The organism is Psychrosphaera sp. B3R10, from assembly GCF_018861025.1.
Classification (GTDB): domain Bacteria; phylum Pseudomonadota; class Gammaproteobacteria; order Enterobacterales; family Alteromonadaceae; genus Psychrosphaera; species Psychrosphaera algicola.
The window spans coordinates 123,740-137,090 of the sequence record NZ_JAHKQH010000008.1; the positions used below are offsets into that span (position 1 = coordinate 123,740).

Sequence of the window (13,351 nt, forward strand, 5' to 3'; positions counted from 1 at the left end):
GAGACTGAAAAATCAGACTTTAATGAGGTTGAGTTTTGTCGAGTTAATTTAGGTCGGGATTTGGAATGCACTTTAGTTGTTTAATGACCGCTTGTTGATTGATGATGGTAAGCGCAATAGCTCTAAAAAATCGTTCTACCGGCATCGCACCATCCATCATTTGTTTAAGATCGGCATTGGCCAGAATAAATTTCACATCGGTATGATAGCCAGATGGCTTTATTAACACTTGGGTGTGATCAAGTTGGCTAACAGTCCAGTCTTCTGGGCTATCAACTTGCAACTTGTCTATTTGATTATCGGCGATAAATACAAACGCAAAGCTGTGAATTTTTGATTCGTCCGAATACCAATTTAACGTTAATGCTTGAAAGTTAAACCATGCTTCTAACTTAACAAATAGCGGTGCTTGTTGTTGTTCATCACGTTCGAAAACGCCAACAGAGTTTATCGTAATCGGTAATTGTTCCTGCATTAATAATCTCCTTCTTTTGCAATTTGACCCGCTTTATTTGGCGATAATAAACTGTTTAAAAGGCTACTGGCACCAAATCGAAAATGCTTGTTTGTTAGCCAGTCATGACCAAACATATTTTTTGCTAAATTAACGTATTCAATGGCTTGAGCGTAATTGCCTATGCCGCCGGAGGCTTTAAATCCAATATCGAGATTTGAAGTTTTAATGGTTTCCAACATGTATCTTGCCGCATCTAGAGTGGCATTAATTGGCACTTTACCGGTGGAGGTTTTGATAAAGTCACAGCCGTTTTCAATGCTGATCTCGGATGCGATTTTGATATTACGCTCAGTAACTAATTCACCAGATTCGATGATCACTTTTAACTTTGCGGTATTTTTACAGGCTTCTTTACCCGCCCGCACCACATCAGCCACTCGTTTTGAATCACCCTTAATTAAATCTGAATATGGGATCACCAAATCAATTTCATTGGCACCTTGGATAATTGCACGTTCGGCCTGTTTTAAGCAGACGTCTGGTGAATCTAAGCCCAATGGAAAATTAATGACAGTGGCGATGGCTAATTCTTGGTGTGTATTAAGTTGCGCTAATTGTTCAACAAATTTTGGCCAAATGCACAACGCGGCAACCGGACCAAAGTCAGTGGTTGCCCGATGAGCCAAAGATTCAATGTCGTGCCATTGGTCATTGTCATTTAGACTGGTTAAATCAATAAACGCGATAAGTTCATGGGGAAGCATATTTGGCATTTTATTGAGTTTATAGTGTGACAAATGTGGTTAATAAACGACGTAAATTCTGGCCTGCGATCTTGCCTTGGCTTAACGTTTCGTCGTGGCTCAAATGGTGTTCACTTAAACCTGCAGCTAAATTAGTAATTGCAGCAACTCCACAAACGTTCATGCCGCAATGACGCGCTAAGATTGATTCTGGCACAGTAGACATCCCAACGGCATCTGCCCCTAAAATACGATAGGCGTTAATTTCTGCGGGGGTTTCAAATGTTGGACCTGATACCCAAATATAATTGCCATTAAACAAGTCGATATCTAAGCTATCACCGGCATAACGTAAATTTTTGATGTGTTCATTTTTATAGGTTTCAGTTAAGTCTACAAATCGAGGGCCTATATCAGGATCATTAATACCAACAAGGGGGTTAACACCAGAGAAGTTTAAGTGATCTTCGATGATCATCAAACTGCCTGGGGTCATTTCCGAATTAAGTGAACCTGAGGCATTGGTTAAAATGAGATCGTCTGCGCCCAAAGCTTTAAGGGTTCTAATTGGGATCGCAATTTGGTCGAAGCTTAAACCTTCGTAATAATGAAAGCGGCCCTTCATACACAATACAGGCACATCATTGAGATATCCCGCGATTAGCTCGCCAGGGTGGCCACTGACTGAACTGACCGGAAACATTGGGATATCTTGATATTTGATCACGATTGGATTGGTAATATCATTAGCAATGTCGGCGAGACCACTGCCTAAAATAATGGCGTATTTAGGTTTAAAGTCGCCAATGTGTTGCTTAATATACTCTGCGCTTGCTAAATATGGTTTATTCACAAAATTCCTTAATGACGATATTTTCGAATTTGGAAAATTACTCCAAATTTAGGGTGGTCTAAATAGTGTAGATCACCTGAATAACTTCGTCTGGTTTGTTCAAATGGATAGTGTTTTAACACGGTTAAATCCAATTTACTGCCATCTATGTTATTTGTCATTAAGTTCTGATCTTCTTTCATAGCCGAAATGACAACAGAAGTTGACAGTGACGCCTCATCCGTTTCATTTTTCTCCAGAAGTGGGTCAATATCGTTTAAAAACAAATCAGTATTTATCTGTTGGGTAACCGGTTCGCGATAATTAAATTTTGCGTCGAGGTAGAGGTAATGATTTAAATGCACGGTAATCGTGCCATCTAATTGCCATGTAGAATCAGGCAGATGCTTTGATTTAGGTGCTTTTAACGTATTGTTTTTAAAATCAACTACAGCGCCGTTTTGAAGTTTTTCCATAAACAATTGAACATTAGTTTTTTCTGCTTTTTGTAAATCAAAAACAGGTTCATTGTAAAGCGTGTTTTGACTGTTTTTGTCGTCAGGCAACGACGTTAATCGGTCTAAAACTGGATCGGTTGATTGCGCTTCTGGCAATGAAAATTTGGGTGTACCGTCGTATCGGAAATCATCGGTGTAATTTTTACCAGCTACAATATAAACGGGTACAGCGCGTTGCTTTGAAAGTCCAGGCTGACGCCACCCCATGTGGATGATTGGTGTAAGGTCTGGTTGGGCTTCTATTTTTTTATAATGGGCCATTAACTGTAGGTTGTCAGGGGACAACAGATAGACATTATGTAAGTCATCAAAATCTGGGCCGGTAGGTCGCTTTTTCATGTCCGTGACTGGCAGGGCTTGATTGTATGTGTTGGTGCTAGTTAGGTTGCCAGATATTAACTGCCAAACAAGCGGCTTTGATTCATTAGGCAACAAACATAAATTGGCGCTAAATTGCCAATTGGAGTCCATTAGTTGTTGATATTGCGTAAACTGCTGATAAAACCGATTAGCTTGTTGAATTTCAGCCAAATCATCCGATAAAGTGATAATTTCAACTTTGTCGGCTTCACCTTCGGTAATATCGTTGCCATTTACCATAGCAAAATCAGAGCCTTCAGCTGTTTTATATAAAGAGCCATCAGCGGTATTTACAGGCTCATTATCGAAGCGCTCGCCATCGATGTCGTCATAAATAGCTTCATCGTTTAAACCTGTTTCATTTTGTTCAGCATAGGCAGGTAAATCCAGTGACTCAGATAGATTAACATAGCTTGGATCAGTAAACGGGTCGCGTTCAGACCAACAATTATCTAAGTTAGCCAAATAACGAGTTAAATCCGGGGTAAACATCGGCGATAACAAATCCCACTTTCTGCGGGGTTTTAAATTTTTAATCGTATTGTCAAAAAGTTCACGCGTCGACGACGCGTCTTTGCGCGCAAATACAATCATTTCAACTTCAAACCAACGACCATCACTGGATTTTATGCCCTCGACTAATTCTTCGGTAGGCACTCGTTGATTTACGGTCTTAGCATCGTCGTCATTATTAATGTCAAAAGCATTAACTGCTAAAGACTGAAAGGCGAATGTTAAACAGACGACTGAAAATAGGGGCTTGGGTAAAAGATTCGGCCGGCGAAACTTAAACATCATGTTGGTTTTACCTTGTGTTCAAAGTCGTTGAGAAGTGAATTTACAAATTTGAGTCTATCTTCCGCATCTTTGTTTTCAATAGCAAATTTTAATTTATTGCCACCATCCAATTTATACGTGTCTGGATGCTGTTGAATGAGTGAGATCAAAAAGATCGGATCAACTGACGTACTTTCCGCAAACTCTATCGAACCGCCTTTCGGGCCGGCTTCAATTTTCGTTATGCCAATGGCTTGTGCACGCTGTCTAAACTCACTTATCCTAAATAGGTTTTTAGTCGCATCGGGCAATAAACCAAATCGGTCGATGAGCTCAATTTTAATATCGTCTAATTCAGGTACGTCAGAACAGGTTGCAATTCGCTTATATAAACTTAACCGTAGATTAACTTCTGGGATATAGCTGTCTGGTAACAGTGACGGAAGGCGCAGTTCGACTTCTGTTTGTTTAGATGTTAGTGCATCTAAGCTGAGCTCTTTCCCTTGTTTTAAAGCTTCTACCGCGTGTTCAAGCATGTCCATATATAGGGTGAATCCAATGGTTTGAATTTGCCCGTGTTGGTCGTCGCCAAGTAACTCACCAGCGCCACGAATTTCTAAGTCGTGTGTTGCTAAGGCAAAGCCCGCGCCGAGATCTTCAAGTTGCTCTATGGCTTCCAAACGTTTAACCGCATCTTTTGAAATTGACTTCGGTGGTGGAGTGAGCAAATACGCATACGCTTGGTGATGGGAACGACCAACGCGTCCTCTAAGCTGATGTAGTTGGGCTAAACCAAGTCGGTCAGCACGTTCCATTATAATGGTATTGGCAGTAGGTACGTCGATACCAGTTTCAATTATTGTGGTGCAGACGATGACATTGTAGCGTTGATGGTAAAAATCACTCATTACCCGTTCAAGTTCGCGTTCACGCATTTGTCCGTGGGCAAAGGTGATCCTAATATCTGGCAATAATGCTTCAATTTCTCGACAACGTTGTTCGATGGTTTCAACATTATTATGTAAAAAGTACACCTGACCACCGCGGCTCGTTTCACGTAATATGGATTCTTTAATTAGCTCCATATCAAATGGTCGTACAAACGTTTTGACGGCTAAACGTTTTTTAGGCGGGGTTGCGATGATGGATAAATCGCGCATGCCACTCATCGCCATATTGAGCGTTCGCGGAATTGGCGTTGCTGTCAGCGTTAATATGTCGACGTTCGCTCTAAGTTTCTTAATGGCGTCTTTTTGCTTAACACCAAAACGGTGCTCTTCATCGATTACCAGTAAGCCTAAGTCTTTAAACTTGATGTTTTCTTGGATCAGTTTATGGGTACCAACAATAATATCTATTGTGCCGTTTTCCAGTTGTTTGAGTATTTCTGTTTGTTGTTTACCTGTTTTAAAACGAGATAATACTTCAACTTTTATCGGCCAGTCGGCAAATCGGTCCACAAAGTTTTCAAAATGCTGTTGCGCTAATAACGTGGTAGGAACTAACACTGCCACCTGTTTAGAATCATTGACCGCGACAAAGGTTGCCCGCATGGCCACTTCTGTTTTACCAAACCCAACGTCACCACAGACAAGTCGGTCCATCGCGTTTGGTGAACGCATATCACTAATAACGGCACTAATTGCTTGTTGTTGATCGTCTGTTTCTTCAAATGGAAAACTGGCGCTAAATTGGCGATAAGAATCTTTATCCAAATCGTATTTATAACCCGGTTTTGCCGCGCGCTGGGCATAAATATCTAGCAGTTCTGCGGCAACGTCTTTAATTTTTTCAGCCGCTTTTTTCCGAGCTTTTTCCCATGCGTCGCTGCCAAGCTTGTTTAATGGTGCGGTATCTGAGTCGCCTCCTGAATAACGACTTAATAGATGCAAGTTACCCACTGGTACATACAACTTTGCTGCATTTGAATATTCTATGGAGACAAATTCGCTGCTTAAGCCACCAGCGTCGATGGTTTGAAGTCCCAAATAGCGGCCAACGCCATGCTCTATATGAACAATAGGCTGACCTATGTTTAGTTCCGCTAAATTACGAACTAAGGCGTCTGTCGATATCGATTTACCTTTGCGATGGCGTCGACGTTGAGTGACGCGACCGCCGAGCAATTCCGTTTCAGTGACGATTGAAATGGCATTGTAGGACTCACTCAATAACGTAAAACTGTGTTCGAGTGACGATATAACAATACCGATGTCGCTTTTATTATCGACAAAATCAGATATTGACTGACAAACCGTAGGCTTAATATTGGCTTGTTTTAACAATTCTAAAAGCGTTTCACGTCTACCCGCGGTCTCTACGCTAAATAATACTCGACCATTTTGTTCTTTTTTCTCAAGTATATGAGCAATGATCTTAGTAAAGGGCTGCTTTATCTGACTGTTTATTGCTATGTCGTCAATGACACTGGTATTGGCATTGACATGTCCAGCAGCGGTTTTAACCTCGTTTATAATTTTTATTTGTGGCCACTGTTTAAACTGTGTAAACAGCTCGTTTACGTTTAAAAATAAAGATTTAAGAGGTAAAAGAGGACGAAGTGGGTCGACATTCAAATTGGTGTAACGACGTTCATTGTCACTTAAGTAAAGCTTTGCTTGCGCTTCAATGTCGCCAACAAGCACCAATTGACTGTTGTCTGGAAAATAGTGGAATAAGGTTTCTACCTGATCAAAAAACAGTGGTAGGTAGTATTCGATTCCTGCTGGAAAACTGCCTTCGGTAACTAACTTATACAAGCTGCCTTTTTCATTTCGTACCGGAAATTGCTCACGATAGTTTTGACGGAACAACTCAATACCGGACTTATCGAGTGGGAATTCGTGAGCGGGCAATAAATTAATGTTGTTTATTTTGTCTTCACTACGCTGCGTATCGGGATCGAACGTGCGGATCGTATCAATTTCATCATCAAAAAAATCTAACCTAAACGGCTTTTTACTGCCCATCGGAAAAATATCTAAAATGGAACCGCGCAGAGAATACTCGCCGTGCTCAACGACTTGTTCAACGTTGCGGTAGCCATTTAACTGCAGTTGTTTGCTTATTTGGTTAATGTTGTAGGTATCACCAACATGGTAAATAAAGCTATTTTGCTCTATGTAACGTTTAGGGGCGATAAAGTGCAACATAGTTGCCACCGGCACAATGACAATGCCTTTGGTCAACCTTGGCAATTGGTGCAGTGTTAACAGACGTTGGGAAATAATGTCTTGGTGCGGCGAAAATGTATCGTAGGGTAAGATCTCCCAATCGGGAAACGTAAATACAGGTAACTGATATAACTTAGTTAACGACCGGATCTCAATTTCTAGTTTGTGGGCCTGTGGGGTATTTTCAGTTACAACAATTGTCACGCGCTCGCTATGCAGCGCCGCTTCAACGATGGCTATAGACTTACTTGAACCTGCTAATCGACTCCAGGATACTCTATCAATTTTTGACGATTGATCTTTGCTCTTTGGAAATGGCAGGTTTAACAGACGCGGAAATTGAGCGGGGGCACTAGTTTGTTTGGTCACCATGCATCCTAATACTAGATATAATTACAGTTATTGTAACGTGATTGTGTTTTGGATGTAAGTGCCTTTTACGTTCGTATTTAAACAAACTCAAAGTTGCTTACACCCCGCTTATTTAACAAGTCTTGATAAGACAAACGGACTTAGATTTCTGCCAAGCAGGTGCTTAACCGAGCAAAACCCAATGAGTGTTAATCTCGGTACAACTTAAGTAAATCTTGATAATGGTCGATTCGGCGGTCTCTTAAATAAGGCCAAATACGCCTTACTTGTTCGCTGTGGCTTAAATCTAATTCAACCGCTAACGTACTTGTATCATCGCTTGGCGCGTGGGCCAGTAACTCACCTTGAGGCCCAGTAATAAAGCTGTTGCCCCAAAATTGGATTCCTTCACTTTGGCCACTTGGATCTGATTCATGGCCGACTCGATTACAGGATATCACTGGAATACCATTGGCAACCGCATGGGCGCGTTGGGAAATCATCCAAGCATCAAGTTGGCGTTGTTGTTCAGCGTTATCGTCACGCGGATCCCAGCCGATGGCCGTGGGATAAATTAACACATCAGCGCCGGCTAATGCCATTAAACGAGCGGCTTCTGGAAACCATTGATCCCAGCAAACTAAAACACCGAGTTTACCCACAGACGTTTGAATAGGTTCAAATCCTAAATCACCCGGGGTGAAATAGAATTTTTCGTAAAAACCGGGATCGTCAGGGATATGCATTTTACGATATTTACCCGCGATAGAACCGTCTGATTCGATGACGACTGCGGTATTGTGGTAAAGACCCGCGGCTCGTTTTTCAAATAACGATGTGACAATGACAATACCGAGCTCAGCCGCAAGCTTACCATACAGAGTGGTAGATGGGCCGGGAATAGACTCAGCTAAGTCAAAGTGATCGGTATCTTCTACTTGGCAAAAATACAGCGACCTATGTAACTCTTGTAAAACGACTAATTGCGCTCCTTGCTTGGCCGCTTGTTTAACAGCGTTAACGGTCGCGTCAACATTGTGGTCAATATCTGCAGTATTATTTAATTGAATAGCCGCAACTGACAAATGTTTGGTTTTATTAGACATGAATTAACCCCTTTGGCAATTGCATGGTTAAACAGTGAAGGCTGCCATATTGTTCGATGACGGTACGGCAATTGATGGCAATGATTTTATGTTCAGGAAACGCACTTTGTATGATGTCCATAGCAACCTGATCTTGATTGTCACCATAAGTCGGGACAAGGACAGCACCGTTAATGATTAAAAAGTTGGCGTAGGTTGCTGGAAGTGGTTCACCTTCATCGTTATAGATTGGCTTAGGTGAGGGCAGAGGAAACAAAGTATACGACTTTCCCTGTGCATCGGTAGCATCTTTGAGTTCTTGTTCCATCGTTTTTAGTGCCGAATAGGCGTCAGCCGTTGGATCATCGCAGGTGACATAAGTGATGCCCTTGGGCGTAAATCTTGCCAACGTGTCTATATGAGCGTCGGTGTCGTCACCTGGTAAGTGTCCCTGTGATAACCAAATCACTTTCTCTAAATGGAATACTTCTTTTAGCGCATCTTCAATTTGTTGTTTTGACAATTGATCATTGCGGTTTTTATTTAATAAACAAATTTCGGTCGTTAATAATGACCCTCTGCCGTCAGACTCAATACTGCCGCCTTCTAATACAAAGTCGACATTTTGATATTGCTGCAAATTGACAAACGGTTGCTGAATTAAATGCAGATTAATTTGGTCATCTAGGTTAGCGTCGTACTTTGCACCCCAAGCATTAAAGGTAAAGTCGAGGACTTTAGTTTCACCTGCCTCATTTACTAAGGTAATAGGCCCATGATCCCTTGCCCAAGTGTCATTGCACGGCGCAATAAAGGTTTTGACCATTTTGGAAGCACAGAGGCTGGAACACCGATCGTTAACCGCTTGTTCAACTGAAATATCATGGCAAGCTATTACCACAGGTTGAAATTGGGTGATTGCGTTTACGATGTCAACATATGTCGATTCGATTTCTGCTAACCAAGGTTGCCAATCGGTTTTGGCATGAGGCCAAGTGAGTTGAATTGCTGATTGTTCGTGCCACTCAGCGGGTAGCTTATAGGTCATTTACGTATCCTGATTTAACGACTTAGATTGAGTTTTTTTCAATAATTGTTTCGACTGTTGGTGCAAAGAAGCTCGTACTATGCTTTCTCTGTCTTCCTCTCGAATTTTCCGAAATACCATTGTATTGAGGTATTTTACTTCATCTTCTTCTGATTTGTCTTCACAGCTGACTAACTTAGATAAACAAAAAACCGCAGTGGCTTCATCATCAAAAAATAATTTGCAGGTAAACCATTGATCAATCTGCCATGGTTTGTCGGTGTAAAAAGTAAAACCACCGCCACCATAGCTAAATGTAGTGTACTGATCACCAGTTTCATCCTCAGATTGCAATATGTAACTCATCATCAAGTCGATTTTACGAGATTGGGCCTTGAGATAGTTTGCAAGGGGCTCGATAACGTCCCCTAACTGACGGAGCGGACGTAACATGGTTTGTTCCATGCCTTTCATTTCAGAAGCAATTTTATAAGGCACCGGGATTGAACGGTCAAATGCTTCATCAGAAGGGAGTGTGGACCAATCGCCACCCAGTGTAATATTGACATTAACTCGATGTTCCAACTGAAAATATTCGTTAAATAGCTGTAAATCTTGATCCGTCATAGCCCATCTTCTAACTTGTACTTTGAATTTGAAACACATATTATCGAACACTGACTCAAGCTTCATCTCTTTCTTTTAAAAGTTTCAAAATCTTACATGCAAATACCTATTAGTTTATACATAGCAAGCCGTTACGCTAAAGCCTCTCAAGGCGGAAAGTTCATTGGTTTTATCTCATTATTTTCCACTTTAGGAATTGCCTTAGGCGTAATGGCACTGATCATTGTGGTGTCGGTTATGGATGGTTTTGAAGGTTTATTAAAACAACGTATGCTTGGTGCGGTGCCACACATCACCATTACGGCCAAACAGCACGAGGCCAATCAAGTTAATAATCAAAACGATTTTCTTACTCATATTAACCAAACTATTGACTCGTTGGGGTTAAATGACCATGTTATTCAAACCTTACCTTTGGTTCAAAGCCAAGCCATAGTGCAAATGCCTGCCGATTTAAAAGGCATGATAGTGCAGGGCATTCAAGACACACAACATATCCCAGTGGCGATAAAAAACTTTATTGTTCAGGGCGACTGGCAGAATTTATTAGATAAAAGATTTGGCATCGTTATCGGCCGGTATTTGGCAATGGAATTTGGACTAGGAATTGGTGATCAAGTTCGGATTATTGTCAGTGGCGCAAGTCATTATACGCCTTTAGGCCGGATGCCTGCGCAGCGAAAATTCACTGTAGTGGGGATATTTGAAACAGAAAGCGAAATTGACCAGCAATTGATATTATCGCGTTCAGAAGATTTAAATCGTTTAATGCGAAAGCCTAAAACCGATTACGAAGCTATTCGATTGGTACTCAATGACCCATTTATTGCACAGAATGTAAGTCAGCAATTAACTTCTCAATTACCCGCAAAACAATATTCGGTAGAGAATTGGCATAAGACCCATGGCAAATTATTCGATGCGGTGAAAATGGAAAAGAACATGATGTGGTTTATGTTGAGCCTGATCATTGCTGTCGCCGCATTTAATATCGTTTCGTCATTAGTGATGATGGTGACGAAGAAGCAGGGCGAGATAGCTATTTTAAAGACCCAGGGCATGAAAAACGCGACAATAGCCCGGATATTTACCTTACAAGGTGCTTTTAATGGCGTCTTAGGTGCAACAATTGGTGGTGTGTTAGGCACGTTGTTAACTGCAAATTTAAATACATTGACGTCCATCGCGGGCATCAATTTATTAGGGGTCCCTGGCATGGGACTGCCCATTGAAATAAATCCTTTTAAGGTCTGCGTTATTTTGCTTTTTGCTGTTGTCTTGTCTTTATTGGCAAGTATTTACCCTGCCAAAAAGGCGGCCTCTTTAAAACCAGCGGATGTTTTGCGTTATGAATGATACTACGATAGATCAGGTGACTGATCACAAAAAAGTACACCAAACCAGTCAACCTATTGTTAACTGCACCAATTTGAAAAAGTCTTATAGTGAAGGCACTGGCCGTCAGGCTAAGTTGGTAACTGAAGTACTAAAAGGGGTGGACTTAACTATAGCGCAGGGCGAACAAGTGGCCATCTTAGGACAATCGGGCTCGGGTAAAAGCACCTTATTGCATTTAATGGGTATGTTAGATGAACCAACCGAAGGTCAACTCTTTATTAATAACGTTGACGTCACTCAATTATCCGATGATAAAAAAGCCCAATTTAGAAACCAAAATATGGGATTCATCTACCAGTTCCATCACTTGTTAACAGAATTTAGTGCACTTGAAAATGTTGCAATGCCACTGTTAATTAGTGGGGTTGTGAGAAAAGTGGCATTGGAGAAAGCTAAAGTTTTATTAGAGGATGTTGGTTTAGGGCATAGGTTAAGTCATAACCCCTCACAAATGTCCGGTGGTGAGCGTCAACGTGTCGCGATTGCGCGGGCACTTGTGAACAATCCGTCATTAGTCTTAGCTGATGAGCCAACGGGCAATTTGGATAAAAAAAATGCCGAGCACGTTTTTGATTTGTTTTTAAAACTTAATCAACAAAGCAATACTACCTTAGTTGTGGTAACCCACGACTTGTTACTTGCCGAGCGGTTTGACCGAATTATCCAACTCGACGACGGCGTTATCGTGTGATGAAGAATTATCAGTCAAATTGGGTATTGGCCTTTACCTTTGCCAAACGTTTTTATAATGCGTCATTTGAGAATCGATACATTCGGTTTATTAATCGCGCGTCGCGGGTGGGTATTGCATTAGGTGTCGCCGCACTCATTATCGGGTTGTCGATAATGAATGGTTTTGAACGAGAATTAAAAAATACCCTATTGTCCGTGATCCCAGACGCTGAGTTCGAAGCGGTATCCGGGAAACTCGACAATTGGCAAGATACGTTAGACCGAGCTAGCCAACATGCTCAATTTAAAGCCGGCGGCCCTTATATAAAAGTAAACGCGATGTTGCAAAAACAGCAACGATTAGACGCGGTTGTCCTGCACGCTGTAGACCCTGAGTTGGAACAACAAGTGTCTAAATTACCGCAAATGATCGTGGCTGGCCAATGGCTAACATCTGATGGCGTGGTTTTAGGCAAAGGTTTAGCAGAACGGTTGGGTATCTCGTTAAATGACAATATAGAGTTGCTTATCCCTAGTATTAACGAACAGGGCGGCTTTAGTGCACCGCAGTATTTAAGACTTAATGTGGAAGGCATTTACCAAGTTGGAGGGCAACTGGATTATGGTCAAGTATATGTAAGTCTCTCAACACTACAGAATTTATTTGGATGGGAACCGCAACATGCGGAAGGCGTTAAAGTCGCTTTACTCGACCCGTTTCAAGCCCGAGTTGTGGCAAACGAAATTGGCAGTAAATTATTTGACTATGTTTACGTTCTCGATTGGTTTAGAGCCAATGGCCATGTTTACAATGACATCGTTTTGGTCAAAGACATTATGTACTTAGTTATGGTCTTAGTGATGGCGGTGGCATGTTTTAATATTGTGTCGTCGTTGACCATGGCGGTTCAAGAAAAATACTCCGATATTGGGATTTTAAAAACGATGGGATTAACCGACGTCGTTGTGATCCGTATATTTACTTTAATGGGCTTATTAACGGCGGGGAAAGGAGTTTTGTGGGGGGTGTTGTTTGGTGTCGTCATTGCCGCCTACCTACCAGAGATCTTCAGCGTAGTTGAATACTTATTTGGGTTTAGTGCGCTGGATGGTGATGTGTATTTTATTAACTATATCCCAAGCGAGATCATGATTAACCAAGTGCTTATTGTTGCACTAACGGCAATAGTCGTTGCCTATCTTGCGACGATTTACCCGTCTAAACAAGCTGGTAAATTACAAACCATTGAACTGCTGCAATCATAGTTATGAAACTTGCTCCTACGTAGAAAACAATTCTACTTTGTTTATGCTTTTAGCGGGTTGCAATA

General features: G+C 41.5%; 11 protein-coding genes. 3 read left to right on the plus strand and 8 right to left on the minus strand.

Annotation, left to right across the window (positions count from 1 at the left end):
• Positions 1-43: 43 nt before the first annotated feature.
• From KO525_RS03485 to KO525_RS03520, 8 genes are all read right to left on the minus strand, one after another.
• On the minus strand, positions 44-475 hold the full coding sequence (locus KO525_RS03485; RefSeq protein WP_215962397.1) for a hypothetical protein: 432 nt from the start codon (positions 473-475) through the stop codon (positions 44-46).
• Positions 475-1,230 carry a deoxyribose-phosphate aldolase gene (gene deoC / locus KO525_RS03490; protein WP_215962398.1) on the minus strand — a complete coding sequence of 252 codons (756 nt, stop codon included), beginning with the start codon at positions 1,228-1,230 and terminating at the stop codon, positions 475-477. The genes KO525_RS03485 and deoC overlap by 1 nt, the downstream gene beginning before the upstream one ends.
• 10 nt (positions 1,231-1,240) lie before the next feature.
• The gene (locus tag KO525_RS03495; RefSeq protein ID WP_215962399.1) at positions 1,241-2,053 is read right to left on the minus strand and encodes a purine-nucleoside phosphorylase; all 813 of its coding nucleotides are present in this window, start codon (positions 2,051-2,053) and stop codon (positions 1,241-1,243) included.
• A gap of 8 nt (positions 2,054-2,061) precedes the next feature.
• Positions 2,062-3,708: a CsiV family protein gene (locus tag KO525_RS03500; protein ID WP_215962400.1), complete on the minus strand. Its 1,647-nt coding sequence runs from the start codon at positions 3,706-3,708 to the stop codon at positions 2,062-2,064.
• Positions 3,705-7,232 (minus strand): transcription-repair coupling factor, encoded by a 3,528-nt coding sequence (mfd, locus tag KO525_RS03505; protein WP_215962401.1) that lies wholly within the window; start codon positions 7,230-7,232, stop codon positions 3,705-3,707. The genes KO525_RS03500 and mfd overlap by 4 nt, the downstream gene beginning before the upstream one ends.
• A gap of 188 nt (positions 7,233-7,420) precedes the next feature.
• The gene (locus KO525_RS03510; protein ID WP_215962402.1) at positions 7,421-8,317 is read right to left on the minus strand and encodes a carbon-nitrogen hydrolase; all 897 of its coding nucleotides are present in this window, start codon (positions 8,315-8,317) and stop codon (positions 7,421-7,423) included.
• Complete coding sequence (locus tag KO525_RS03515; RefSeq protein ID WP_215962403.1) at positions 8,310-9,344, minus strand: agmatine deiminase family protein; 1,035 nt, start codon at positions 9,342-9,344, stop codon at positions 8,310-8,312. Before KO525_RS03515 ends, KO525_RS03510 begins: the two co-directional genes overlap by 8 nt.
• Positions 9,345-9,950: a PilZ domain-containing protein gene (locus KO525_RS03520; protein WP_215962404.1), complete on the minus strand. Its 606-nt coding sequence runs from the start codon at positions 9,948-9,950 to the stop codon at positions 9,345-9,347.
• Positions 9,951-10,046: 96 nt separating this feature from the next.
• On the opposite strand from KO525_RS03520, the gene KO525_RS03525 reads away from it, so the two are divergent.
• From KO525_RS03525 to KO525_RS03535, 3 genes are read left to right on the plus strand one after another with little or no spacing between them, the layout of a single operon-like run.
• On the plus strand, positions 10,047-11,306 hold the full coding sequence (locus tag KO525_RS03525; protein WP_215962405.1) for a lipoprotein-releasing ABC transporter permease subunit: 1,260 nt from the start codon (positions 10,047-10,049) through the stop codon (positions 11,304-11,306).
• Positions 11,299-12,039 carry a lipoprotein-releasing ABC transporter ATP-binding protein LolD gene (gene lolD, locus KO525_RS03530; RefSeq protein ID WP_215962406.1) on the plus strand — a complete coding sequence of 247 codons (741 nt, stop codon included), beginning with the start codon at positions 11,299-11,301 and terminating at the stop codon, positions 12,037-12,039. Before KO525_RS03525 ends, lolD begins: the two co-directional genes overlap by 8 nt.
• Complete coding sequence (locus KO525_RS03535; protein ID WP_252736615.1) at positions 12,039-13,286, plus strand: lipoprotein-releasing ABC transporter permease subunit; 1,248 nt, start codon at positions 12,039-12,041, stop codon at positions 13,284-13,286. Before lolD ends, KO525_RS03535 begins: the two co-directional genes overlap by 1 nt.
• Positions 13,287-13,351 lie beyond the last annotated feature (65 nt).

Coding starts and splice junctions, on each gene's coding strand:
- deoC (WP_215962398.1), bottom strand. CDS start 1,230: ATGCCAAATATGCTTCCCCATGAACTTATCGCGTTTATTGATTTAACC.
- KO525_RS03520 (WP_215962404.1), bottom strand. CDS start 9,950: ATGACGGATCAAGATTTACAGCTATTTAACGAATATTTTCAGTTGGAA.
- mfd (WP_215962401.1), bottom strand. CDS start 7,232: ATGGTGACCAAACAAACTAGTGCCCCCGCTCAATTTCCGCGTCTGTTA.
- KO525_RS03525 (WP_215962405.1), top strand. CDS start 10,047: ATGCAAATACCTATTAGTTTATACATAGCAAGCCGTTACGCTAAAGCC.
- KO525_RS03500 (WP_215962400.1), bottom strand. CDS start 3,708: ATGATGTTTAAGTTTCGCCGGCCGAATCTTTTACCCAAGCCCCTATTT.
- KO525_RS03535 (WP_252736615.1), top strand. CDS start 12,039: ATGAAGAATTATCAGTCAAATTGGGTATTGGCCTTTACCTTTGCCAAA.
- KO525_RS03485 (WP_215962397.1), bottom strand. CDS start 475: ATGCAGGAACAATTACCGATTACGATAAACTCTGTTGGCGTTTTCGAA.
- KO525_RS03510 (WP_215962402.1), bottom strand. CDS start 8,317: ATGTCTAATAAAACCAAACATTTGTCAGTTGCGGCTATTCAATTAAAT.
- lolD (WP_215962406.1), top strand. CDS start 11,299: ATGAATGATACTACGATAGATCAGGTGACTGATCACAAAAAAGTACAC.
- KO525_RS03515 (WP_215962403.1), bottom strand. CDS start 9,344: ATGACCTATAAGCTACCCGCTGAGTGGCACGAACAATCAGCAATTCAA.